The organism is Microcystis sp. M090S1 (assembly GCF_020246295.1).
GTDB lineage: Bacteria > Cyanobacteriota > Cyanobacteriia > Cyanobacteriales > Microcystaceae > Microcystis > Microcystis aeruginosa.
Map to the genome: position 1 here is coordinate 1 of NZ_JADBTF010000027.1, position 23525 is coordinate 23525.

24 protein-coding genes and 1 pseudogene are annotated in these 23525 nt (G+C 42.6%); 15 read left to right on the forward strand and 10 right to left on the reverse strand.

Annotation, left to right across the window (positions count from 1 at the left end):
* Positions 1-148: 148 nt before the first annotated feature.
* Positions 149-1354, forward strand: a complete 1206-nt coding sequence (locus IM477_RS01085) for an acetate kinase (RefSeq protein ID WP_287730158.1) — start codon at positions 149-151, stop codon at positions 1352-1354.
* Positions 1355-1357: 3 nt separating this feature from the next.
* Here the strand turns inward: IM477_RS01085 and IM477_RS01090 are convergent, their stop codons facing one another.
* The 4 genes from IM477_RS01090 to IM477_RS01105 all read right to left on the reverse strand — a co-directional run bounded on the left by IM477_RS01090 (position 1358) and on the right by IM477_RS01105 (position 4221).
* Positions 1358-1909 carry an anti-sigma factor family protein gene (locus IM477_RS01090; protein WP_287730160.1) on the reverse strand — a complete coding sequence of 184 codons (552 nt, stop codon included), beginning with the start codon at positions 1907-1909 and terminating at the stop codon, positions 1358-1360.
* A gap of 113 nt (positions 1910-2022) precedes the next feature.
* Positions 2023-2679, reverse strand: a complete 657-nt coding sequence (locus tag IM477_RS01095; protein ID WP_287676571.1) for a sigma-70 family RNA polymerase sigma factor — start codon at positions 2677-2679, stop codon at positions 2023-2025.
* A 246-nt stretch (positions 2680-2925) separates the two neighbouring features.
* Complete coding sequence (locus IM477_RS01100; protein WP_287676569.1) at positions 2926-3516, reverse strand: PAP/fibrillin family protein; 591 nt, start codon at positions 3514-3516, stop codon at positions 2926-2928.
* A 348-nt stretch (positions 3517-3864) separates the two neighbouring features.
* Positions 3865-4221: a bilin-binding protein gene (locus IM477_RS01105; RefSeq protein ID WP_287730162.1), complete on the reverse strand. Its 357-nt coding sequence runs from the start codon at positions 4219-4221 to the stop codon at positions 3865-3867.
* 149 nt (positions 4222-4370) lie between these two features.
* Here IM477_RS01105 and rseP point away from each other — a divergent pair, with 149 nt between their 5' ends.
* The 3 genes from rseP (at position 4371) to IM477_RS01120 (ending at position 6952) form a co-directional block, all read left to right on the forward strand.
* Positions 4371-5462, forward strand: a complete 1092-nt coding sequence (rseP, locus tag IM477_RS01110; protein WP_052275477.1) for an RIP metalloprotease RseP — start codon at positions 4371-4373, stop codon at positions 5460-5462.
* Positions 5462-6118, forward strand: coding sequence for an endonuclease III (gene nth, locus IM477_RS01115; protein WP_190719435.1), 657 nt, complete (start codon positions 5462-5464; stop codon positions 6116-6118). The genes rseP and nth overlap by 1 nt, the downstream gene beginning before the upstream one ends.
* A 225-nt stretch (positions 6119-6343) precedes the next feature.
* Positions 6344-6952 carry a rhomboid family intramembrane serine protease gene (locus IM477_RS01120; RefSeq protein WP_002795707.1) on the forward strand — a complete coding sequence of 203 codons (609 nt, stop codon included), beginning with the start codon at positions 6344-6346 and terminating at the stop codon, positions 6950-6952.
* Here IM477_RS01120 and IM477_RS01125 read toward each other — a convergent pair.
* Positions 6949-7275: an antibiotic biosynthesis monooxygenase family protein gene (locus tag IM477_RS01125; protein ID WP_002759792.1), complete on the reverse strand. Its 327-nt coding sequence runs from the start codon at positions 7273-7275 to the stop codon at positions 6949-6951. The two genes, IM477_RS01120 and IM477_RS01125, sit on opposite strands and share 4 nt — an antisense overlap.
* 160 nt (positions 7276-7435) lie before the next feature.
* Between IM477_RS01125 and IM477_RS01130 the strand changes: the two genes are divergently transcribed.
* Positions 7436-7978, forward strand: a complete 543-nt coding sequence (locus IM477_RS01130) for an NADPH-dependent FMN reductase (RefSeq protein ID WP_287077725.1) — start codon at positions 7436-7438, stop codon at positions 7976-7978.
* On the opposite strand, the gene folB is transcribed toward IM477_RS01130, so the two are convergent.
* Together folB and IM477_RS01140 are read right to left on the reverse strand one after the other, a co-directional pair.
* Positions 7965-8321, reverse strand: a complete 357-nt coding sequence (gene folB / locus IM477_RS01135) for a dihydroneopterin aldolase (RefSeq protein WP_287674204.1) — start codon at positions 8319-8321, stop codon at positions 7965-7967. The genes IM477_RS01130 and folB overlap by 14 nt on opposite strands.
* A gap of 131 nt (positions 8322-8452) precedes the next feature.
* Positions 8453-9436 (reverse strand): glycosyltransferase family 2 protein, encoded by a 984-nt coding sequence (locus IM477_RS01140; protein ID WP_287730164.1) that lies wholly within the window; start codon positions 9434-9436, stop codon positions 8453-8455.
* A 375-nt stretch (positions 9437-9811) separates the two neighbouring features.
* Between IM477_RS01140 and IM477_RS01145 the strand changes: the two genes are divergently transcribed.
* From IM477_RS01145 to IM477_RS01180, 8 genes and pseudogenes are all read left to right on the forward strand, one after another.
* Positions 9812-10732 (forward strand): glycosyltransferase family 2 protein, encoded by a 921-nt coding sequence (locus tag IM477_RS01145; protein WP_287730166.1) that lies wholly within the window; start codon positions 9812-9814, stop codon positions 10730-10732.
* Between the two features lie 14 nt (positions 10733-10746).
* Positions 10747-11706 carry a GDP-mannose 4,6-dehydratase gene (locus IM477_RS01150; protein ID WP_287730168.1) on the forward strand — a complete coding sequence of 320 codons (960 nt, stop codon included), beginning with the start codon at positions 10747-10749 and terminating at the stop codon, positions 11704-11706.
* 2 nt (positions 11707-11708) lie between these two features.
* Positions 11709-12926: a glycosyltransferase family 4 protein gene (locus IM477_RS01155; protein ID WP_287730170.1), complete on the forward strand. Its 1218-nt coding sequence runs from the start codon at positions 11709-11711 to the stop codon at positions 12924-12926.
* A gap of 29 nt (positions 12927-12955) precedes the next feature.
* Positions 12956-13940 (forward strand): annotated as a pseudogene (locus IM477_RS01160) (glycosyltransferase family 2 protein).
* A 27-nt stretch (positions 13941-13967) separates the two neighbouring features.
* The gene (locus tag IM477_RS01165; RefSeq protein ID WP_287730172.1) at positions 13968-14522 is read left to right on the forward strand and encodes a phycobiliprotein lyase; all 555 of its coding nucleotides are present in this window, start codon (positions 13968-13970) and stop codon (positions 14520-14522) included.
* Between the two features lie 85 nt (positions 14523-14607).
* Complete coding sequence (locus IM477_RS01170; protein ID WP_287730174.1) at positions 14608-15000, forward strand: MerR family transcriptional regulator; 393 nt, start codon at positions 14608-14610, stop codon at positions 14998-15000.
* A 5-nt stretch (positions 15001-15005) separates the two neighbouring features.
* Positions 15006-16226, forward strand: a complete 1221-nt coding sequence (locus tag IM477_RS01175; protein ID WP_287730176.1) for a hypothetical protein — start codon at positions 15006-15008, stop codon at positions 16224-16226.
* Positions 16223-17005, forward strand: a complete 783-nt coding sequence (locus IM477_RS01180) for a hypothetical protein (RefSeq protein ID WP_287730177.1) — start codon at positions 16223-16225, stop codon at positions 17003-17005. The genes IM477_RS01175 and IM477_RS01180 overlap by 4 nt, the downstream gene beginning before the upstream one ends.
* Before the next feature lie 230 nt (positions 17006-17235).
* Here the strand turns inward: IM477_RS01180 and IM477_RS01185 are convergent, their stop codons facing one another.
* The gene (locus IM477_RS01185) at positions 17236-18651 is read right to left on the reverse strand and encodes a mechanosensitive ion channel domain-containing protein (RefSeq protein WP_287730178.1); all 1416 of its coding nucleotides are present in this window, start codon (positions 18649-18651) and stop codon (positions 17236-17238) included.
* 9 nt (positions 18652-18660) lie between these two features.
* Complete coding sequence (locus tag IM477_RS01190) at positions 18661-19311, reverse strand: nitroreductase family protein (protein ID WP_287730180.1); 651 nt, start codon at positions 19309-19311, stop codon at positions 18661-18663.
* A 459-nt stretch (positions 19312-19770) separates the two neighbouring features.
* Here IM477_RS01190 and IM477_RS01195 point away from each other — a divergent pair, with 459 nt between their 5' ends.
* Positions 19771-21195: a PP2C family protein-serine/threonine phosphatase gene (locus tag IM477_RS01195; protein ID WP_190719401.1), complete on the forward strand. Its 1425-nt coding sequence runs from the start codon at positions 19771-19773 to the stop codon at positions 21193-21195.
* Positions 21196-21211: 16 nt separating this feature from the next.
* Here the strand turns inward: IM477_RS01195 and IM477_RS01200 are convergent, their stop codons facing one another.
* Positions 21212-22465 carry an AmpG family muropeptide MFS transporter gene (locus IM477_RS01200; protein ID WP_287730181.1) on the reverse strand — a complete coding sequence of 418 codons (1254 nt, stop codon included), beginning with the start codon at positions 22463-22465 and terminating at the stop codon, positions 21212-21214.
* 306 nt (positions 22466-22771) lie between these two features.
* Here IM477_RS01200 and IM477_RS01205 point away from each other — a divergent pair, with 306 nt between their 5' ends.
* The gene (locus IM477_RS01205) at positions 22772-23392 is read left to right on the forward strand and encodes a GNAT family N-acetyltransferase (protein WP_287730182.1); all 621 of its coding nucleotides are present in this window, start codon (positions 22772-22774) and stop codon (positions 23390-23392) included.
* Positions 23393-23525: the final 133 nt, after the last annotated feature.

The following is a 23525-nucleotide window of genomic DNA, read 5'->3' on the forward strand; positions in this document are numbered from 1 at the left end:
AACGAATAGGCTTTTTCCATGTATCACATTTTAGCATATATTTCGTAAATGTGCTAATATTTAACAGTAAAGCCGTCGTTCTACGACGGGGTTTCAGACCCAAAATTTTCGATGATCAGCACAAGCCACCTCCTAATTGAGCTTTTTTATGAAAATTCTGGTCTTAAATGCGGGATCGAGCAGTCAAAAAAGTTGTTTGTACGATTTAGAGTTTCTCCCCGGCCATCCTCCGCAACCAATTTGGCAAGCGGGGATCGATTGGACGGTTAACCCTGATTACGCGGTTTTAACGGTAAAAGCTCAGGGAATTAAACAGGAAATTAATCTTTCTAGTCAGGATCGTCCGGCGGGTATCGCTCGGATGTTAGATACCTTAGTCACTGGCGAAACTAAGGTAGTAGCCAACCTCGCCGACATTAGTATAGTCGGTCATCGAGTTGTCCATGGTGGCACGGAATATTCCCAGGCTACCATCATCACTCCCCAAGTCAAAGAAACGATTAAAAAGCTGATTCCCCTGGCTCCTAGTCATAATCCCGCTCATTTAGAAGGAATTGAGGCGATCGAGCAAGTTTTGGGCGATGTTCCTCAAGTAGCAGTGTTTGACACCGCTTTTCATCGTTCTATCCCTCCTGAGTCTTCTCTTTATCCCATTCCCTACCAATGGAGTGAACTGGGAATCCGTCGCTATGGTTTTCATGGCACCAGTCATCAGTACTGCTCCCAACGAGCCGCCGAATTGTTAGGAAAACCCCTGGAATCCTTGAAAATGGTGATCTGTCATCTGGGCAATGGTGCTTCCCTATCGGCAGTCAAGGGGGGTAAAAGTATCGATACTACTATGGGATTTACTCCCCTAGAGGGATTGATGATGGGAACCCGCAGCGGTTCGATCGATCCAGGGATTCTGATTTATCTAGAGCGAGAATATCAATATAATCCCGATAGTTTAAATAGTTTACTCAATAAAGAATCCGGTTTAAAGGGAATTTCCGGTATTTCTGGGGATATGCGGGCAATTACCACGGCGATGGCCGAAGGCAACGAGAGGGCAAAATTAGCATTTGAGATGTATATTCATCGTCTGAAAGGTTTAATCGGATCGATGATCGCTTCTCTAGAGGGGTTGGATGTGTTGGTATTTACGGCAGGAATCGGCGAAAATTCAGCTTTAGTACGGGAAAAAGCCAGTCAAGGCTGGCCTTTTTTGGGTTTAGAGTTAGATTTAGCTAAAAATGCCGCTCGTCCCCGGGATGAGGATATCGCCAGCGAGACATCTAAAGTGCGAGTGATGGTAATTGCTACGGCGGAAGATTGGGCGATCGCACGAGAATGCTGGCATTTATCTCAATAGACCTTACCTTTGGCCATTCTCTTTTGGCTGTTCCGTTGCGGGAATCTCCATAATCGGATGGTTAAGAGCAATCATCAAATGGTCTCCCTCTTGGCTAATACTGCTCGGACTGCTCGCGATTTGGGAGAGGGGATCATTGCGTTCCGAGACGAAGTAGGAGCCAATAGCGATCGCCATAGCGGTGAAAATTGCGCCACCATAAACATAATATTGCCGACGACGCTGACCATCGACTTTTCTGAACACCTGTTCTGCCAATCGGTCGCTGGCCATAGTAACCGGTACGGGAATTTGCTTTAAATTAGTTTGTAATCCCAAGAGCTGCTGATAGAGTTTTTTAGCGGCAGCATCATGGTCTAACCAATGCTGAACTAGCTTCCGTTCCTCTACCGTTACTTCGTTATCAATATAGGCACTAATTAAATCGAAACGATGAGCTTCTTCGTTATCCTCATCTAAGAATAAAATATCCTCGGTTGCGGAGTTGCAATCGCTGTCATCGTGACGTAACAAAGACTTGATCCATTGAACGTCTTCGGGTTGATAATTATTCATGGTTGACCTCGACCAGAAGCGATCGGTATACAATCACTTTTTACCAGCACGGAGCTAGTTAAATTTAACGACTCCTCATTTCGACCGTTAGTGCCGAATCACCACAATTTTATTTAGCCTTCCGTAAAATAGGGCTGTAAAACAGATTGTAATTTAGCGCGAGCGCGAGCAATGCGGGATTTAACAGTTCCTAAAGAAACTCCCGTGATCTCGGCAATTTCTTCGTAGGCCATGCCTTCAATTTCTCGCAGAATAATAGTTGTCCGAAAAGCTTCTGGTAAATCAGCGATCGCCGCCTGTAATTGATCGTAGAATTCGTGGGTAGTGAGATGTTCATCGGGACTGGGGTAATCGGACTCGATATCCCAATCGATTTCGCCATCTTCCACGCGCCGGGGAGCATCGAGGGAAATGGGGTGATTAACCCGTTTGCGTTTCCGCAATTCGTCGTAAAAAAGATTAGTGGCAATGCGACTTAACCAACCGCGGAACTTGAGGGGTTCATGGAGACGGTTAATATTGCGATAGACGCGAATCCAGACCTCTTGAGCCAAATCAGCGCGATCTTGCCAATCGGGAGCCAAATGATAGAGTAATTTATCAATATGAGCTTGATAGCGCCGCAGCAGTTCCGCAAAAGCTGCTCGATCGGGCTGGCACCCTTCCTGACAGCGTGCAATTAGATCGTAGTTGGAGAGTTTGTCAGGGGACACGGGGTTTTGAGACTTGTTGGCCTCAAGTGACCAAGATGCTGGAATCGATTGACTCATGGGATTTCCTCTAAGGATATAAACTCCTCACTCAGAGCTTGAGGACGGGAGAATTCAGTAAAGGTTCCCGAAAATAAATAATTTTTTTCCCATATTTTGATTCTAACCGATCGGGGCATTCATCTGGGGGAGCAAGGGAGCAAGGGAGCAGCAAGTGGGGAGGTGGGGTAGTGGGGTAGTGGGGTAGTGGGGAGAATACATAAAAGCTGTCTCGGAGTCTCGGAGTCTCCTGAATAGCTCTGTAAGTTAGGTTTTTTCCTTAGCGAGAATAAAGACGCTGCCCTCGCTGCCGCGGCCGATGCGGAGATCTTCATCGAGATAGGTGATATCGAGCCAACCTGTTTGTTGGCGATTATTGAAAGAAAAATCGAGGGGAGGAAATTTTTTGCCACTCTCGATCGCTTCGATAAATTCTTGGGGAGAATGATAATTGAGAAGACGTTGCAGACCGAGGATCGAGCGCTCAAATTTGACCATTACCCGACGCTCGGATGTGGGTTCAAAGGTAGCGGAGACGATTACTGCCCCTTCTAGCCAAGGTACGCCGATAATTTCGGCGATATTGTAGAGTTTGGCCTTGTTCAGGTCGAGATATTGATAAATTTGCCCTAATTGAAAAAAAGGTAGGCGATCTATTCCCAGAATGTTGCGGCTGCTGGTGAATAGCAAACGCCAATTGCCCCCTAATAGTTGTTTAACTTCGAGGGGATGGGGATGGGGATTGTGATCCTCCAATTGTTCGATCGCCGCTAAAATCCGCACACGGTCGCTTTCCGTGGCCAGGAGTCCGCGATTTCTACCAGCGATCAATTCTAATAATTTCGCTTTGGCATCCATAGAATAGACCTCTTGTAAAAATCAAAAATTGTTGTTAGGGTTAGGAGTCAGTAGCCAGGAGAATTACGAATGAATAATAATCAATTAAATGGTCTATTTATAGATTTTAGGCAATTTAATCCTTATTTGTGCCGTTTTTGAACCCTCAAAAATTAATTATGCAAGAGGTTTGATCTCCCTTATTTTATCAACTACCTCAACCCGCTGGGCGATCACTCAAGGTTTTGGCTGGCCCTCAGAGGCTCACCTGCGCCGATGATTTGAGAGTTTCAACGGGGTTTTAACCTCGGTGAGCGGCATTTTCAACTGTTGACTTGATTATTTTAACACAGATTAAATGCCGCAGTTTTAAAACTTTTTCATAACCGTAATTAAGTGATCAAAATAGGTAGTAATTGCGTTTTTCTCTGAGTCGCTAAAATACTCTAAGCTGTATTGTTTTAAGGCTTCTAAGGCCGAAATCATCGCCCGATCGTTATCAACGATACTATTAGCATTATCCCGCAGTTTTCGAGCTTGTTGACTATAAACAAGTAAATCAGGCTCTAAATTGACGATAGTATCTAAATCGCTATCGCTGAGATAGCGAGTTTGATCATCCGCTTGTTGCCAAATAGCGATCGCTGATTGCTGATAGGGCCAATTAGCGAAACTGATGATTCTCGCTTTTGGGATTAATTGCTGGGCGCGCTCACTCAAAGGCATCGATCGCTCTCCGTTAGGTCAGATTAGGCAGTTAAGATCACTTCTATCATAAATGATCGAAAAATTAGCGATAACTCCAGATTTTTTGAAATCTATCCAAGAGGATCGCTTACAATAAACAAAAGCTAAGTCATTATAATTTGATCATCATGTCAGTTTTAATAGCGATCGGTGTACTTGCCCTATTAATTGTCGTTCACGAATTGGGTCATTTTGCCGCTGCTCGTTGGCAATCTATCCATGTTAATCGCTTTTCCATCGGTTTTGGTCCAGCTTTAGCTAAATATCAAGGTAAAGAAACGGAATACGCCCTCCGCGCCATTCCTTTAGGGGGTTACGTTGGTTTTCCCGATGACGATCCCGATAGTCAAATTCCCAATAACGATCCTGATTTATTACGCAATCGTCCTGTTTTCGATCGAGCTATCGTCATTAGTGCGGGAGTAATTGCTAATTTAATTTTTGCCTATTTTTTGCTTGTTACCCAAGTCGCTACGGTGGGTTTTCCCCAAATTAACTATCAAGAAGGGGTAATTATTCCAGAGGTTTTTACGGCTGAAAATTCCGTCGCTAAACAAGCGGGAATGCAAGCGGGGGATATTGTTCTCGCTATCAATGATCAGCCCCTTGGTGCTTCTCAAAATGCCATTATTGACTTCCGTGACATTATTCAATCTTCCCCCGATCAACCCCTAAAATTAACCATCAAACGCCCGACAGAAACGATCAATTTAATCGTTACTCCTGAATTGGGAAGTGATGGTCAGGGTAAAATTGGGGTTAGATTGGCTCCTAACGGTGAAGAAACTCGCCTGAAAGCCGATAATTTTGGGCAAGCTTTTAGCTTGGGTGCGGGTGAATTTCAACGATTAACCCTATTAACCGTTCAAGGTTTTGGGCAGTTAGTTAGTAACTTCAAAGACAGTGTTCAACAGGTAGCAGGACCAGTTAAAATTGTCGAATATGGAGCGGCAATCGCTCGTAATGATGCGGGTAATCTTTTTCAATTTGCCGCCCTAATTAGTATTAACTTAGCGGTAATTAATATTCTGCCTTTACCTGCTCTTGATGGCGGTCAATTAGTATTTTTATTAATCGAGGCTTTGGTAGGTAAACCTCTCCCGACTAAACTGCAAGATAACATCATGCAAACAGGTCTAGTTTTACTCTTAGGATTAGGAGTTTTCTTAATCGTGCGCGACACGGCTAACCTAGCAGTTTTTCAGGATTTATTCCAGTGATGGACTCTCGAAAAAAAACTGAACCTCAACTGCGCGCCCTAGAAATTTTAAGCAACTTAAAGCGATTATATCCAGAGGCAACCTGTAGCTTAAATTATCAAACTCCCGTGCAGTTATTGGTGGCAGTGATTCTCTCGGCACAATGCACTGATGAGCGGGTAAATAAGGTGACTCCTGCTTTATTCGCTCGTTTTCCCGATGCTAAATCCTTAGCTTTTGCCGAGCGAGAGGAGTTAGAAACGCTCATTCGTTCCACGGGATTCTATCGCAATAAAGCTAAAAATATTCAGGGTGCTTGTCAAAAAATCCTCAAGGATTTTCAGGGGGAAGTACCCAAGACAATGGCGGAATTATTAACTTTACCCGGGGTAGCTAGAAAAACGGCTAATGTGGTACTCGCTCACGCTTACGGGATTATTGAGGGGGTGACAGTAGATACCCACGTTAAGCGCTTAAGTAATCGTTTGGGTTTAACTACTAATAACAATCCAGTGAAAATTGAACGGGATTTAATGGCTTTACTACCTCAACCGGATTGGGAAACTTTTTCTATTAGTATTATTTACCACGGCCGGGCAGTTTGTAAAGCAAGAAATCCCGCTTGTTTTTCCTGTCAATTAGCCACTCTTTGTCCCGCAGTAAACAGTAAACAGTAAACAGTAAACTGATAACTCACACCTGATAAGTAGGGAGGCACAATTATTTGTAGGATGGGTTAGCGGTAGCGTAACCCATGCAGGCGTTGGGTTTCATGCTTCAACCCAACCTACGTTCATCTTATATTTAATTCCACCCACCTACTTAACTGGTAACTGAATCACTGGTAACTGAATCACTGATAACTGATAACTGATAACTGATAACTGATGTGGGGGGCTATAATGGGAAAAAATAGCTCATCCATCAATCTTATGAGTCAAGGATCTCGGCAAGAAATAAAAACCCAAGCAATAATCCTCGCTACCTTTGTGGCGATTTTTTGGCTGTTAGAGATTTTAGATCAATTTGTTTTTCGGGGCAGTTTAGACATTTTCGGGATTATTCCGCATCAAGTCATCGGATTGCGGGGTATTCTTTTCGCACCTTTCCTACACGGTGACTTTCCCCATCTTATCGCTAATACGGTTCCTTTCCTGATTCTCGGTTGGTTGGTGATGTTACAGGAAACCAGTGACTTTTTTATTGTTACCGGCTTGACTATGCTGGTGGGGGGGTTAGGAGTCTGGTTATTTGCTACTCCCGGATCCATCCATATCGGGGCAAGTATCTTGATTTTTGGCTATTTAGGTTTTTTATTACTGCGGGGCTATTTCCAAAGAAATATTCCTTCTATACTCTTGTCAATTCTAGTCTTTTTACTCTACGGTGGCACAATTTGGGGCGTTTTGCCTTCCCGTCCGGGGATTTCTTGGCAAGGACATTTATTTGGTTTCCTAGGCGGGGTTTTAGCCGCCAAATTAATCGCCACCGAAAAGAAACATTATCCCTAAATGGGGGAACCTTCTATCTCGCTACATACTTCATAAAAATCGGTGACAGGAGGTTTCGCAAACAGAGGAGCCATAGATTTCAGCAATAATTCGTGGGCTTCGCTTTTATTTGCCTCCATATCATCGATTTTATCCCAGATGATTACGGCAATTCCTTCGTCGGTTCCGGGTTTTTGCAACAGAAAGGCCCCCTGGAATCCGGTGGAATAGGTGGAAACGGCTTTTTCGTAGAGTTTTTGGGCCTCGGAAAAACACCCCGGTTTGAATTCACCAATAGCCACATAGGCATATTTATGTTTGAGAAAATCGAGAAATTCTGGCATGGCAATGAGGGGAAATGGAATAAATCGTTCTTTCTACTCTCATTAAAACTTAGATCGATCGCCCCCTCCGCCCCATCGACATATTTTTTTAACTAAGCTTCCCCAATTGTCTCTTTTTTTGTTAGCTTATATGTAGTCGTTATGAGTTTGTATAATTTCTATGATCAAAATCGTTGGTATTAATGGCAGTTTACGCCCCGGATCCTATAGTGCGATGGCGTTAGAAGTTGCTATCAGTCGAGTACAGGGGTTAGGAGTAGAAACGGAGATAATTGACCTGAGAAAACTCTCTTTACCCTTCTGTAACGGGGGAGATGACTATTCTGACTATCCCGATGTGGCCAAAATGCAGCAAACGGTTAAATCGGCAGCGGGATTAATTTTGGCGACACCGGAGTATCATGGCAGTGTCAGTGGTGTGATGAAGAATGCCCTAGATTTAATGAGTTTTGAGGAGTTATCGGGAAAGGTTGCTGGATTAATCAGTGTTTTAGGCGGCCAATCCAATAGTAACGCCCTAAATGACTTAAGAATCATTCTCCGTTGGGTTCACGCTTGGGTAATTCCGGAACAAATTGGCTTAGGACAAGCGTGGAAAGTCTTCAACGAAGAAGGAGAAATCCTTGACGAGAAGCTTTCCCAACGTTTTGACGCTTTTGCGCGAAGTTTAGTCGATAATACCCGTAAACTCAACGATATCTAGTAATATCGATGGTGATTTTACCGGTGAAATGGGGAATTGGGGCGGCAGGTTTCGATAATTGTACTCTTACCTGTCGCACTCGATCGAGTTGTAGGATATCCTCAGCGATAACCGTGGCCAATTTTTCCACTAGGGCAAATTTGCCGGTTTCAATCTGGTGTTTGACAATTTCGATCGCCTGTCGATAATCTAGGGTATCTTCAATTGCGTCACTTTTGCCAGCAATGCTGATATCAAGTTCTAGGGATAAATCCACCTCAAACCATTGACCTAAAACCTGTTCTTCGGCCAGATATCCTGTATAACCGTAGGCACGAATTCCTGTAACGTGAATAGTATCCATAGATAGTTAAATTTAAAAACTGGCAGCGTTGGTCACAAAGATGAAGTGTAACCTAATTTGGTATCGACGACCCACTCCCCAAAACGAAAACTTCCTACCCGACCATTAAGATAACTGCTATAAATTATAGTTTAGACGGCTCTTACCTGTTCGGCGTAATCTTTGGAGCGTAGTTGACGGAAACCTTGAAAAGCCAGTTGTCTCAAATTTAGAGGTAAATAGGAAAGCAGTAAACCCAGTCTAGCTCGTCGGGATTTTCCTAACAATTGCGAGGCTTTTTCTATTAAAACTCGCCCAGCTTCGGTTTCTCCCTTTTCAATTAATTTTATTCCCAAAGATTCCTGTAAAAAAGCCGCTTTTTTTACTCTTTCTTCTTCTAATTTTACATCATTAAAGTGATAACCTTCTGTACAAAACAGTTTTGCTTGCAAAAAGTGAACCGCTTGTTTTAAGCTAGTTTGACCGCCATGGAAACGATATTCCATTAATAATTCTGGCAGAAAATAAGCTTGTTTTCCCGCTAAAGCTAAACGCACTAATAAATCAAAATCTTCACAACCATCCGCTTGAGAGCGCATATAATCCACATCGGCTAAAGATTGATAACGAAAAAGAGTCGAACCCACCTGTAAACTTTGATAGTAAAAAGTTTGTCTCTCTAAATCAGTAATAATCCCTTTTTGTAATCTGTCTTTGCCCCATTTTGCTGAATTTTCCTGGGTTGCTGAGGCAACTTTTTGTCCAAATTTATCAATAATCCAGTGATCGGTACAGACAAAATCAACGTTTTTTTCTTGATCTAAAATAGGGACAGTTTTCGCTAAAAATTCAGGAGTTAGTCCATCATCATCATCGAATTTAATAAAATATTCTCCCCGAGCAGCCGTAAAACCCGATCGCATATTTAAACTTCTACCAAGATTTTGGGGATGACGCAGATAAATTATTCTCGAATCCCGAAATGCTGCCACCACTTCTGGGGTATGATCAGAAGAACCATCATCACAAACAATTAACTCAAAATCTTCATAAGTCTGCCGCAAGACACTATTAATCGAATAGCTGAGATAATCGGCGCGGTTATAGGTGGGAATACAAACAGTTACTTTCGGCATAATATTTTCAGTAATCAGCTTCTGAAGGCAAGAGGCAACAGGCAAAAGGCAAAAGACAGTATCTGGCAATTCTCCTCCCTAAAAAGAAGGTTAGAAACTAAGTACATCAAAGCTTTTAGCTTAACAAATTAGGTTTTAGATTGGTCGAGTGGAGAGTGTTATAGCAGTTATCTTAATGGTGAGATAGGAAGTTTTCCTTTTGGGGAGTCGGTCGTCAATACCAAATTAGGTTATACTTCATCTTTACGAGAAACGCTATAAGTAAAAAGCAATCTCGGAGTCTCGGAGTCTCCTGTCTCCAGGTTAAAAAGTATTTTTACATTTTTCCAAAGGAATGTTAAGTTTTAGGGTATTGAATGAGTAACCTTGATAGCCATGGCTCCTAAAATAGCAGGGATTATCTGTACCCACAACCGCGATCACTACCTAGAAGGAGCGATCGATAGTCTTTTAGGGCAAACCTGCCCAGATTGTGAGATTTTAGTGGTTGATAACGCATCTACCGATAAAACCCGTCAAGTGGCCCAGTCGCGTCTGGGAGATGGGCGGCTAAAATACGTTTACGAACCTATTTTAGGGCTATCTACCGCCAGAAATCGCGGGGCGAAGGAAACTAGAGCGCCGATTTTAGCCTATTTGGATGACGATGCGATCGCTAGTCCTCAATGGTTGCAAATTCTGTTAAATGCCTACGAAAATAACGAAAAACTGGCAGTAGCGGGGGGAAAAGTCACCTTAATTTGGCCGCAAGGCTACAGTCAACCCAATTGGTTATCCGATGAGTTAGCAGGTGGTTTAGGGGCTTTCGATTTGGGCGACAATGTGGTATATATCAGCCAAGCGGATTTAACTCCGCGAGGGGTTAATTACTCAATCCGGCGGGATTTCTGGGAGAAGATTGGCGGTTTTGACCCTAATTTGGGAAGAATTGGTAAAAAACTTCTCTCTAACGAGGAATTATACACTACAGAACTAGCACTCGCCCAGGGATGGCAAGTAGGCTATTTTCCCGCAGCATTGGTGGAACACAATGTTGCCCCGGAAAGAATCAATCGTCAATGGTTTATGCGTCGTAGTTGGTGGCAAGGCATCAGCGAACACTACCGGGAAGAAGTGGCAGGAAGGACGGGATTGGCTCAATTTAGGCGAGGAGGTGAGCGTTTGGTGAGAGGATTGGTTAAATATGTCAAATTTATCAATGATCCCGCTAAAAGCTTTGATAATCTTCTCTATGCCTACGGACAAATCGGTTATTTAAGCGAGGCCGCCAAGGCGATGTTAAACCCTCAAAAGTAAATTATTGTAAATAAATGAGTAAAAAAGCGTTAATTTGTGGTATATCGGGGCAGGATGGAGCCTACCTAGCCGAATTACTGTTAAAAGCCGGCTATACAGTTTGTGGCACCTCCCGGGATGCCCAAATGTCCTCTTTTAGTAACCTGAAACGTTTGGGAATCAAGGAACAGGTAAAACTAGAATCGATGGCACTGAACGACTTTCGCAGTGTCCTACAGGTGTTAATTAAAATTCAGCCCGATGAGGTCTATAATTTGGCTGGACAAAGTTCTGTGGGTTTATCCTTCGAGCAGCCAGTGGAAACCTTAGAAAGTATTGCCACGGGAACCTTAAATCTCTTAGAAGCAATTCGATTTACCAGAGCAAAAATTAAATTATATAATGCAGGATCGAGTGAATGTTTCGGGGATATCGGCGATAATTCTGCCGACGAAAATACCCCTTTTCGTCCTCGCAGTCCCTACGCTGTGGCCAAATCGGCGGCTTTTTGGGAAGTGGCTAATTATCGAGAAGCCTACGGAATTTTTGCCTGTTCAGGCATACTTTTCAATCATGAATCTCCCCTGCGTCCCGAGCGCTTTGTTACCCAAAAAATTATTGCTGCCGTGGCTAGAATTGCCCAAGGAAGTCCCGAGAATTTACACTTAGGAAATATGGATATTCAAAGGGATTGGGGTTGGGCACCGGAGTACGTTGAAGCGATGTATTTAATGCTGCAACAGGAGCAACCCGATGATTACGTCATTGCCACGGGAGAAAGTTCAAAACTGGAGGATTTTGTGGCCACAGCTTTTGCTACTGTTGGCTTAAATTGGCAAGATCATGTAATTTCCGATCGAAGTTTATTAAGACCAACAGATTTAGCCATTAGTCGCGGCAATCCCAACAAAGCTAAGGAAAAATTAGGTTGGCAAGCACAATACAAAATGACTGATATTGTCCGCATGATGGTAGAAAATCGTTTAGAGAAATAGCCATGAATATCTTAATGATTAGTTCCACCTTTCCCTATCCACCCAGCAAAGGAGGAACTCAGGGCAGAACTTTTAATTTACTCAAGTATCTCAGCAAAAATCATGATATTACTCTCATCGGTCAGCGTACTGCTGATGTCAGCGATGAGGAGGTAGAAAAGTTAGGTAACTTTGTTAGTGAATTGGTAGTTTTTCCCCGTCCTCAAGATGCCACAACTGGAATAATTGCTAAACTGCAAAGATTAGCTCAATTCCTGAAAACGGGAACCCCTCCCAATGTACTTTTTGGCTATTCTCAAGAGATGCAGAACTGGATAGATAGGGCAGTTAAGAGTCAAAAATTCTCAGTCATTACCAGTGAACATAGCGTTAATGAAATTTATATTCGTTCCGAATGGCAACGGCAAATTAGGACAGTAATTGATGTGCATAGTTCCCTCTATCAAACCTGCAAAAGTCAATTAGAAATTGGGATTTCTAGTCAAAAATTACGGGATCGTCTCTACCTTCCTCTCCTGCGTCGCTACGAACAAAAAACTGTGCAGAAATTCTCAAAAATTGTCGTCACCACCGATGATGATCAAAAACAAATGCGAGAATTCGCTCCTAAGAAAGAGATTTATTTAATTCCTAATGCAGTCGATTTAGATTTATTTCCCTATCGTCCCGAGGAGCCTGCTGGACATAATTTAGTGTTTATCGGTGGGTTAGATTATTGGGTTAATATCGATGCGGCCTGTTTTTTAGCTAGGGAAATTTTACCTCGTATTCAAATTACTTACCCCGATACTACTTTAACTCTAGTCGGTGCTAATCCATCCCTAGAAGTGCAAGAATTAACTAAGTTAAAAGGAGTGATTGTGACGGGACGAGTACCATCAATGACCACCTATCTTCATCAGGCAACTGTGGCAGTTATTCCCCTAAGAACGGGTTTTGGAATGAAGTTTAAAACCCTAGAATCTATGGCTGCGGGAGTGCCGGTGGTGGCCAGCGATCGAGGTTTAGAAGGGTTAACAGTGGAAGGAAATAATGTTCCTTTAGCAGCCTTAAGGGCTAATAGTATTGAGGAATATTGTACGGCGATTAGTAGTCTTTTTGAATCGGCAGAGTTACGAGAAAAATTATCTAGAAACGCTCGCAAGTTAATCGAAGATAATTATACTTGGCAGCAAGCATCCACTAAGTACGAACAAGTTTTGACTGCTGATATTTGTTAGTAAATTTCTCTAGTTTTTTGTCAATTAATATGCTATCAAATCAAATACCCGTGAAAATATCTGTTGTTGTTCCTCTGTATAACGAAGAAGAAAATATCGATGCTCTCTTTAGGCGACTTTTAGCGGTTTTAGAGACAGTAAATACCAGTTATGAGGTCGTTTGCGTTAATGATGGTAGTCGTGACAATACTCTCAAAAATCTCGTGGAATATCATCAACGTTACCCACAAATTAAAGTGGTTAATTTATCCCGTAATTTTGGTAAAGATATTGCCATGTCAGCAGGAATTGATTACAGTCAAGGGATGGCAGTTATTCCTATTGATGCTGATTTACAAGATCCCCCCGAATTAATTGCCGAAATGATCGAAAAATGGCAGCAGGGTTATGATGTGGTTTATGCGTCCCGTCGGGTTAGAATTGGCGAAAGTTGGTTGAAACGTTTTACAGCAGAAGGTTTCTATCAAGTCATTAATAAATTAAGTCGGGTTCCTATTCCCCCTAATACGGGAGATTTTCGCTTGATTGATCGCCGAGTGGTAGAATCAATTAAAAAGATGCCCGAACGTCAAAGATTTATGAAAGGAATATTTGCTTGGGTGGGATATAAACAGACATCAATTTTATTCGATCGAGAACCCCGGTATCAAGGACAAACTAAATGGAATTACTGGAAATTATGGAATTTTGCCATCGATGGTATTACCTCTTTTAGTTTTTTACCTCTGAAAGTCTGGACCTATGTTAGGATTTATCATTGCACTTGTTAGTCTTGTTTATGCTAGTTTTTTAATTCTTAGGACTATCATTTTAGGAATCGATGTACCCGGGTACGCTTCTCTGATGGTTGCTATCTTATTTTTAGGAGGAATTCAATTACTGACTCTTGGTATTATTGGCGAATATATTGGCAGGGTTTATGAGGAAGTAAAGGGCCGGCCACTTTATCTTGTTCGAGATTGTTATGGTTTTGAAAATCGGGAACAAGTTACTGATAAAATAACTCAAAATTAAAATACTGACAAGAGGAGAATTAAGTCTATGAATACCGAAGTTTTTCAGCAATTTTTTGTCTATTGTGTCGGTAGTTGGCAAACGGAAAGAACCTATCATTATCTAGCTGCTCAAGAAGTGGAACGTTCCCGTACTGAATTCCTCATTCAACCCCTGACTAGGGAGATTAAACAGAAAGTTCTGACAGATAATAACTATCCTGATATTGCGGATTTAGAAAGTATCCCCGGGTTTAATTTAGGTTTCTATACCATCTCGGAAAAAGGGGAAGAAGTGCGACAAAATCTTAATCTTTTATTTGTGGTTAAAGCAGAAAATAACGGTTATTTAGAAGGGGATTATATTCGTGATCGCGCCTACGAAGAAGCAAGACCAATTATCTCCGCTTTTCGCTTTGATTCCACTACCAGAGAGTTATTAATGACCACCAATTATACTCGCAGTGTTTCCGTGGATTCAATTACTTTAATCAATCCAGACCTGCGAATTCGCAAAATTATTAACTATCAACGTCCCAAGGAGGGGGAACTCTTGGAAAAAGTTCTCTTGGTCGGTTTTGGAGTTGAGTGTAAAGTCAGTTAAAAAAATATTTCTTTCCCCCCCCTTGATTCTCCAGTCAGGGGGAGATTTTATAATAGGGTAACGATAGGATTAAGGAGCAAAAATAATGCTCAGAATCGGTCAACTTTCCCTAGAAAGTGGTGTTTCGATTAAAACGATTCGTTATTATGAGGAATTAGGACTAATTCAGTCCCCTGAGAGAACAGAGGGAAAATTTCGCCTATTTACTCCCGATACTGTCCATCGCTTGCTATTTGTCAAGAGATTACAATCTTTGGGTTTAAGTCTGCAAGAAATCCGCGAATGTTTAGTAATTCATGACCATGGTGAGTTACCCTGTGGAGATATTCAGGAAAAATTAATTAAACATATTGCTGAGATCGATCAACAAGTGGAACAATTGCTTTTATTGCGTCAACAATTAACCGAAACCCTGCAAGAATGGACGGATACACCTGTAAAAGACGATCAATTTATTTGCCCTAATCTCAAGGTTTAACTATCATGAAAAAGTTGATTTTATTGGTAACTGTAGCACTGATTTCTACTCCTGTAATTGCTCAACATTTACATCTTGATTTACCTCAAACTCAGACTTTACAAGCAATTACTGACAATATACCAGCTTGGATGTATAACAAGCAACGTAATCATATTTATCCCCAAAGAGGGGTTTATAACAATGCAATTTATAATGTCAGAGATTTAGCTTTAGACTTGAATGCGATCGCTGTTGGTCATGCCTTTGCTTACGAAGATATCGTAACGGGAAAAGCGAAAGATTTAGAAACTAAGACATACCAAAAAATTAATTGGGTTTTAAAAAATCCGCCTAAATTTATGCCCGACGAGGGTAATATTTCCCCAACTTTTGGCAGAAAATACGGTGTTTTAGAACAGGTTTTCGAGTGGGCGCATATTTTCCATGCTCAAACCGTTGATGTTTTAGCCAGCAGCAAATTAACCAACAAGGAAAAAGAGGCGGAAATTGAAAAATTATATCAATTTTACTTGACAAAAGTTCCCTATGCGATTACGGGATTACCGATGAATATGGGTTATCTGGATTCCCAGCCTTATTCTAAAGCCTTTCGCCAGAAATATCCGAAAGTTAATGGCTTATTTTGGGGCTACCATTGGTTACAAGGAACAATGTATGACTTGCTCTATGAGAAGACGCTAGAAGAACAAAAACAAGCTTATAAACAGGTAGGAAAACAATACCATAGTCAGGAATTGTATCGCACCGATCGAGCTTTTATGCCGATGTTTGCCGAACTTAGTCCCAAGTTTGCCCGACGTTTTCCCGAAATATCTAACACCTTCGATAACCTGCATATGTTGCACGATATGGTTAATGATATTCTGGCATCAGCTTGGCTAACTCCCCAACAAAAAGACGAACAAATTACCCGCGCTATTTGGTTAGTAATGGCCGCTAATCATCAAGGAATGGCAGCAGGAAAAAATTATGGTGGTGAAGGACTACATGATCATCGTTTTGAGTCAGGAATTCCGGGGATGGGATTAATGCCAGCAGATATTTCTCACGAAGGTCATAATCACGACAATCCTCATAATTCTGAGAAAAAACCTGATAATTCTCAGGGAGATGAGGGGGGAGATCACCAACACCATAATCACGAAAATTACTCTCCAGAAAACCCTCCTAATACAGAGAAAAAACCTGACGACAGCAATGATCAAGAGGAACTGAAAAAATGAGAAGATTTTTATTAATTGCTGTGGGTTTAGTTGCCAGTTTTACTAATCCAGTTTTTGCCAACGATCATAACAATCTTGATTCCGGTCGTCCCCTTTCTTTTGATGATGCTGAAAGTCTTGGTTTTGGGGAAAAATCGATAGAATTTGGAGGAAGTCTAGTCTTTCCTGAAAATAGTAATCTTGGGGGTGATTTTGATATTGAATACCTCAACGGTATTATTCGCAATGGTCATATTATTATCGGCATCGATCCGCAGGTGGGAGGTCGAGTTAATAGTGATGATACGGATTTTGATGTGGGAAATTTATCTGTAGGTTTTTTCTATAATTTCAATCGTGAATACGATAATGTTCCCGCTTTTGCCATTCGTACCGATTTAGGATTACCGACGGGAAATAATGCTAGGGGATTAGATTTTCGTCTGCGGGGAATTGCCAGTAAAACTGTTGGTCAATTCGATCGCTTGCATCTTAATCTCGATTTAAACATAAAAACCGATCCCGATGACGGCGATCAATCTTTTTTACCGGCAGCAATTCTCGGTTACTCGCGACCAATTGGTTATCCGAAACGTTTTGATCGCACTTTTTTAGCAGAATTGGGCGTAATTACCAGCGATAATAGTCATGGTGGGGTTTTAATTCGCACTGGTATGGGAATTCGTCAGCAAATTAATCGCCAAGGTGTGATCGATTGGGGTATCGAGGGAGATATTGCCACTAATGGCCATGATCAAAGTCAATTAAAGCTAAAAATCGGTTATTCTTTCAGATTTTAGTATTTTTCCCTAGCCTGCTATTAAAAGCTAAAATAGATGAAGTATTAGCTTAAATTTTGGTTTGACTGGGAGTACGAGGGGGTTTGGAAGTCCACATCTTCTCATCCCTGAAAACAACAGGGATATCTGATCAGTTGTCCGCAGGTAGCGACTCCCTATTCTCAGCTTCGTACCTCATCATTAAGATAACTGCTAGAGAAAAAAGGCTGTAAATCTGTTGTCATTCCCTTTTAAGTCGCAAAAAAGCTCTTTAACCGTTGTCGCAGCCAAGAGACGGGATTTTTCAGGTCTTCCGAGTCTAAAAGCCCCATTTCTCCCAATTTCTGCTGACATTCGCGCAATTCCTCTTGACGTTGGGTGAGTGCCTGAGTGAATTCCTCCGCTAGAGCCGGATAAGTAGTGATAAGATGCTGAAACCCCTGACGATCGAGCAAAAATAACAAGGTTTCCCCCACTGCTTGCATAGTGGTGGGATAGGGAACCTCTAACATTAACGGTAATTCCCCAAAATATTGACCTTTATTAAAAGTAAAAATTTTACGACTGATTTTATCGTTTTCATAAAAAGCATCCATTTGTCCCTGCAAAACAATACAGAAATAATTAGTTCTTTCTCCCTGTCTAATTAAAATATCCCCGTCATGCAGATGTTTACGACAACCCATTTCAATTAATACACGCAATTGCAGATCGTTAAAATGTTTAAAGTAACTCACCTCCAATAACATTTCTTTTAACGATAGCGGTTTTGAAGGTTTAACTATCTCCCGATCCTGTTCCTTAACTGCCTCAAAACTGTCGGTATTATGCAACCATAACTCTCGCTGGGGAAAAGGAATCGTTATGCCCCGATGACGCAGATTATGCTCGATAATGAAGTGTAGGGAACTTCTCATAAAAACGGCCCGTTCGACTTTTTCCACCCATACCCACAACTCAAAATTTAAAGCACTATCACCAAAACCGTTAAAAATCACCTTGGGAAGCGGATTAAAGGCAATTTCTCCCGACATATAGGCTGATTGCAGCAGAATTTCCGTCACTATCAAAGGATCTGTACCGTAGGCAACTCCCACCGGCACAATGACTCGAATGCGCGAGTCGGGATAATGCCAATTCTGGACGCGATTGCTAGTTAAGATTGTGTTAGGAACGATTAACTCTGCACCATCAACAGTGCGAATGGTGGTGGAACGAATCGATATTTCCCGGATATAACCCTTTGTTTGCTCAAATTCGATAAAATCGCCCACTTTTAACTTGCGTTCCACCAACAAAGTTAAACCACTGGTGAGATTTTTGGTTAACTCCTGCAAACCGAAACCGATACCCACCCCCAAACCACCGGCTAAAACAGCGATCGAAGCGAGATTGAATCCAGTCAATTGTAGGGCGATAATATAACCAAAAGCCCCAAAAGCAAAACTAGCCAGAGTTGCGATCGCTTCTCGATTACCCTCATCAAAACCGATACTTTTCAGCAGACGATTTTTTATTAAACTTTTAAAAGCGATCGTCAGACAGGTGACAAGAATAAACAGTATAAGAGTACCAATAATCCAACCAAGAGTGATCGACACACCCCCAGCGCGCCAAAGGGGAGTGTTAAAAAAGGGCGTTAACCAAGCTGAGGGAGAGAAAGTCATCGCTAAAGTTTAGATTTGATAGGGATTACCCAAGCGATCCACAAAAACATTGTAATCTAAGGGTAAACGCCCCGGATTAAGCCGAGGTTCCGCCGCGTAACCGATGGGAACGACAACAGCGATCGCCAGATCGGGATGATCGGCAGCACCAATCACAGCTTTTACCTTGTCCTCGATCCAACCGTTGAGAAAACAACTAGATAAACCGAGACTTTCGGCAGCCAAAACCAGATGAGTGGCGGCGATCATGGCATCTTTAATCGCGTATTCCCGGGTTTTTTCGCCCAAATCCCTGTGAAATCCCGGGATTGCCTGTTGAAAATATTTTACCGTGCCTTCGCCCCAGGCACCCGTACTGAGAGCCTGTTCATAGATAGGAGTTAGATCTCCTCCTCCTGCGGCAGCATCGGCAGCGAAAACAAAAGTAACCGGCGCTTGGATAATTTGCTTTTGTCCCCAAGCGGCCTCGGCTAAAGCGGCCTTTTGTGCCTCATCTTGTATTAAGATAATTCGCCAATCTTGGATGTTGAAACTACTAGGTGCGGCAACGGTTAATTCTACTAGGGTTTTCAGCAGTTCTGGGGTGATCGGATCGGTGGTAAAAGTTTTAATAGAACGACGTTGATTAATCGCCGTGGGAACATCGAGAGGCAAGGTCATAAAGTCAATGGATTGAGTTACATATTCCTAATTATTATAGGGTCAAGCTATCAGCCTCAGACTTCGGTGTGACAAAACAGAAATGGGGTGCATCTCACATTTGCAGAAATACCGACAATCAGCAATTATCAGTGACTTAAATGATGACAAATGTATCAGCAGCTGTCTGTAAGCATCCCACCGAAAAACTAATGCGCTCCAGCTTTTGGGGGGTAGAACCCACCAAAAGCTGGGATTGAGTGATAAAATCGCAAGTAATGCCCAATTTTAAAAGAGAGTTTCCCCTGAAAAATCCCAACTTAGTAGATTGACAAAAATGAGATGCACCCACAGAAATAGTAAAACATCAGGGTTAAATTGTGGCGGTCAGGAAAAGATCCACTATACTGTTAGACTTAAACAGGTCATAACCCAATGACCATCTAGCTATAATCATGTCACCGCCACAAAAATCATTTTATGCTTTCTGAGCCGGAACCGAGCGACACCCTCACCACTCCCACCGTCAATATGGGCGATCACAGTACCGATATCAAGCCAATTTTAGCCTTAAAAGAGTTAGTCGCCAGTTTATATCGCGAACAAAACAAAGTTCAAAATCTCTTAAGTTCCCTCGGTTTTGCCCTGCGGAGTTTCAATAATTTAAACCAATTCCTCGATCTTACCCCCTTGATGGCCGCACGAGTGGCAGACGCGGAGGGAGGGGCATTGATTTTGAGCAAAAATAACGGTCAAGTGGCGCTTGATCAACTCCATTGCCAAGATAATCAAATTAATGGGGAACTACGCCGACAATTAGAGGCAATTATCCGACAATTAAACCAAGAACCGGCACTTGAGAATAAAAATCATCGATCGCTTCTCGATAGTCTCGACCATCAGATCCGGCAAACTCTCGGACAAGGTACGCAGGTTTATAGTACGCCTGTTTTGGTAAAAAATAGTGAGCGGGGGCGTTTATACGTTTTCAGTCGCGATCCCGATTATGGTTGGACACCCACCCGTCGTAAACTGCTGCAGCTAGTGGCCGATCAAACGGCGGTGGCTATAGCTAATAATGAATTAACGATCGAATTACGTTCTAAGGAACGTCAGGATCGAGAGTTAGAAATCGCTGCCGAAATCCAAAATCGTCTTTTACCCCGGCAATGTCCGAAAATTCAGGGGGTAGAATTGGCAGCCCACTGCCAAACGGCTAATCGCGTTGGTGGCGATTATTATGATTTTATCCCCTGCAACTACGATCAATTTAAACCGGCAAGGGAGGCGGAAATGGAAGCTAGTACCGCTCCTTGGAGTATAGTGATCGGTGATGTCATGGGTAAAGGTGTCCCAGCAGGATTATTGATGACCATGACCCGGGGAATGTTGCGAGCGGAAGTGTTAAATCGTCACTCCCCGGCCCAGATTTTGCGTCATCTCAATCGGGTTATGTATGCCGATCTCGATAATTCTCATCGTTTCGTGACATTATTTTATTCCGAGTATGATCCCCTGACGCGCCGTCTTGGCTACAGTAATGCTGCCCATTATCCCACCCTCTGGTGGCGGGCCAAAACGGGAGAGTTAGAGTCTCTCGACACGGAAGGGACATTAGTGGGTTTAGAGGCCGATTCTATCTATGACGATGCCCAAGTGCAATTAGAAGCGGGAGATACGCTGATCTATTATACCGATGGCTTTACCGATGCAGTTAACTCGAAAGGAGAAAGATTTGAGCAGAAAAATTGGCTATCGGCAGTTAAAGAAGCCTGTCAAAAATACACCGATCCCGAACAGATTCTAGAATATTTATTTGGGAAAGTTGCCGCTTTTACTGGGTTGGTAAATGACAGTAGCGACGATATGACTTTAGTAGTTATGCGAGTGAAATCGGAGGAATAAATCATCACTTCCTAGCTCATAAATTAGCTGAATCCTGCTCTTGCCAAGGAGCGAATAAAGGCAATAACGCTAACCCGGGTAAAGCGGCAATTACCGTGATTAAAAAGAACCACTGCCAACCGATCGCCTCAGCTAAAACTCCGGCGGGAGCCACCAAAATATCGCGACTAAAGGCCATTAAACTCGATAAAAGGGCGAACTGAGTAGCGGTAAAACGAGCATTACAAAGACTCATTAAAAAAGCCACAAAAGCGGCAGTGACTAAGCCACCGCAGAAGTTTTCAATATTAATAGCCAAGACCATAAAAGGATAATTTTGCCCTAAATTTGCTAAAATAAAATAGGCTAAATTACTAACAGCTTGCAAGACACCAAATATCCAGAGCGATCGATTAATTCCCCAACGACTTAACAGGGAACCACCTAATAAAACTCCCACCATAGTTGCTATCATGCCCATGCCGCCTTGTATCGCCCCGATATCGGTTTGACTGAAACCAGTTTTTAAGAGAAAAGGAGTCACCATATTATTAACTAAAGCATCCCCTAAACGATAGAGAACAATAAAGGCGAGAATGCCGATTCCTTGACCTAATCGATAGCGTTGAAAAAACTCTTGGAAAGGCAACCAAACTGCCTCTAAAAGAGTTTGAGGAGTATCATCTCTAGGGGGAGTAGCTGGGGCGAAAAAAGACCAAATAATCGTTAAAGCCATCAATCCAGCTAGGAAAAGATAGACGAGAGGCCAGGGAAAGTGATCGGCTAAAATTAAAGCGATCGAACCGGTTAAAATTAAAGCCAAACGATAACCTAAAACCCCGATCGCTACCCCAGCCCCCATCTCCCATTTTTCTAAAATATCTGTGCGATAGGCATCGTAGGCAATATCTTGGCTGGCACTAAAAAAAGCAATCAGTAAAGCATTAATTGCCAATAATTCTAAAGATCGTTGCGGTTGTTGAAAAGCCATAAAACCAATCGCTAAAGTTAAACAAATTTGAGCGATTAAAATCCAACCGCGACGACGACCAAGCACGGGGGGAAGATAGCGATCGAGTAAGGGAGACCAAAGAAATTTGAGAGAGTAGGGGAGAGCGACTAAACTAAATAAACCGATCGATTTCAGATCAACTCCTTCGGTGGTCATCCAAGCTTGCAGGGTGCGACCGGTGAGAAAAAAGGGCAATCCAGAAGCGAAACCTAAGAATAACAAAGCCGCCATTTTTTGACTGCGGAACACTTGCAAATAAGCGGAAATTTCTTTGATCATGGAGGGGATAGGAGGACAGATTAGATTAAAGAATATAGTTAATTGACCCAAAAAGAAAGAGATTAGTTCTGACCGGCATCATCCCATCTTAACCATTGCCTGGAGATCAAAAAAAATTCCCGAAAAATAGCGGTCTTTCCCCCAGCTGGGGCTATAGGCAGTAGAATGGATGAGATTTTGATTCAGTAGTCTTGAAAAATTGCGGTCTTCTCCTTAAGATAGATGCTTGATTCTCCCAACTAGCTCCTACCCCTATTTACCTTTCCCAGATAAGGACTGCCATCCCCACCTTCCCTGCCGACTCCTGTGATTAAAGTGGACTCCTGTTTTATCTCATACCTATTGTCTAATCCCTCCGACTCGGAAGCGACCGGTGACAATGCCACCATTGCCGTCGAGGTGCGTTTGGCCCAAAGCCAAGATCTCAAAAGCTTGGCGGAGATTCTCACCGATAGTTTTTTCCCCACGGCCAATTATTGGTCTTTTCTGCGTCCTATCTTTAAATTGGGCATTTACGAGGACTTACGGGGACGATTGCGCGCCGATACCCCTTACTATCACTGTCTGGTAGTCAGTCAAACCAGCGTCACCGCCACGGGTCCTCAGGAAATTATTGTCGCTACGGCGGAAATCGGCTTAAAATCCAGTTCTTTTTTAGCCGTTCCCATTCCTTATATCTCTAATTTAGCCGTTAGTCCCGATCGCCGGCGTGCCGGTCTGGCCCGGAGATTGCTGCTCAAGTGTGAACAGATCGCTAGAGAATGGGGTTTTGAGGAACTTTCCCTCCATGTTCTCGATAATAATCTAGCGGCCCAGTCACTGTACTCAAGTAGCGGTTATCGTCTGCAAAAAACCGACGGTTGGTTGATCAATTGGTTATTTAATCGACCACAAAAGTTATTTCTGCACAAAAAAATCAGCCATTGACATCCTCGCCGCCGTAAAACGGACGGCGATTCCCAAACCTCACGATTTGGGTTTCTGCTTCTTTCCCTTGCGGGGTTCCGCACCTGCCTTAACAGATTTACTCTGTTCTGGTCTTATGGTCGCTCTACAGACT

Coding starts and splice junctions, on each gene's coding strand:
- IM477_RS01170 (WP_287730174.1), top strand. CDS start 14,608: ATGCTCAGAATCGGTCAACTTTCCCTAGAAAGTGGTGTTTCGATTAAA.
- IM477_RS01130 (WP_287077725.1), top strand. CDS start 7,436: ATGATCAAAATCGTTGGTATTAATGGCAGTTTACGCCCCGGATCCTAT.
- IM477_RS01140 (WP_287730164.1), bottom strand. CDS start 9,436: ATGCCGAAAGTAACTGTTTGTATTCCCACCTATAACCGCGCCGATTAT.
- IM477_RS01105 (WP_287730162.1), bottom strand. CDS start 4,221: ATGCCTTTGAGTGAGCGCGCCCAGCAATTAATCCCAAAAGCGAGAATC.
- IM477_RS01090 (WP_287730160.1), bottom strand. CDS start 1,909: ATGAATAATTATCAACCCGAAGACGTTCAATGGATCAAGTCTTTGTTA.
- IM477_RS01085 (WP_287730158.1), top strand. CDS start 149: ATGAAAATTCTGGTCTTAAATGCGGGATCGAGCAGTCAAAAAAGTTGT.
- IM477_RS01180 (WP_287730177.1), top strand. CDS start 16,223: ATGAGAAGATTTTTATTAATTGCTGTGGGTTTAGTTGCCAGTTTTACT.
- IM477_RS01095 (WP_287676571.1), bottom strand. CDS start 2,679: ATGAGTCAATCGATTCCAGCATCTTGGTCACTTGAGGCCAACAAGTCT.
- IM477_RS01175 (WP_287730176.1), top strand. CDS start 15,006: ATGAAAAAGTTGATTTTATTGGTAACTGTAGCACTGATTTCTACTCCT.
- IM477_RS01185 (WP_287730178.1), bottom strand. CDS start 18,651: ATGACTTTCTCTCCCTCAGCTTGGTTAACGCCCTTTTTTAACACTCCC.
- IM477_RS01200 (WP_287730181.1), bottom strand. CDS start 22,465: ATGATCAAAGAAATTTCCGCTTATTTGCAAGTGTTCCGCAGTCAAAAA.
- IM477_RS01120 (WP_002795707.1), top strand. CDS start 6,344: ATGGGAAAAAATAGCTCATCCATCAATCTTATGAGTCAAGGATCTCGG.
- IM477_RS01155 (WP_287730170.1), top strand. CDS start 11,709: ATGAATATCTTAATGATTAGTTCCACCTTTCCCTATCCACCCAGCAAA.
- IM477_RS01165 (WP_287730172.1), top strand. CDS start 13,968: ATGAATACCGAAGTTTTTCAGCAATTTTTTGTCTATTGTGTCGGTAGT.
- IM477_RS01125 (WP_002759792.1), bottom strand. CDS start 7,275: ATGCCAGAATTTCTCGATTTTCTCAAACATAAATATGCCTATGTGGCT.
- nth (WP_190719435.1), top strand. CDS start 5,462: ATGGACTCTCGAAAAAAAACTGAACCTCAACTGCGCGCCCTAGAAATT.
- rseP (WP_052275477.1), top strand. CDS start 4,371: ATGTCAGTTTTAATAGCGATCGGTGTACTTGCCCTATTAATTGTCGTT.
- IM477_RS01195 (WP_190719401.1), top strand. CDS start 19,771: ATGCTTTCTGAGCCGGAACCGAGCGACACCCTCACCACTCCCACCGTC.
- IM477_RS01150 (WP_287730168.1), top strand. CDS start 10,747: ATGAGTAAAAAAGCGTTAATTTGTGGTATATCGGGGCAGGATGGAGCC.
- IM477_RS01145 (WP_287730166.1), top strand. CDS start 9,812: ATGGCTCCTAAAATAGCAGGGATTATCTGTACCCACAACCGCGATCAC.
- IM477_RS01100 (WP_287676569.1), bottom strand. CDS start 3,516: ATGGATGCCAAAGCGAAATTATTAGAATTGATCGCTGGTAGAAATCGC.
- IM477_RS01190 (WP_287730180.1), bottom strand. CDS start 19,311: ATGACCTTGCCTCTCGATGTTCCCACGGCGATTAATCAACGTCGTTCT.
- folB (WP_287674204.1), bottom strand. CDS start 8,321: ATGGATACTATTCACGTTACAGGAATTCGTGCCTACGGTTATACAGGA.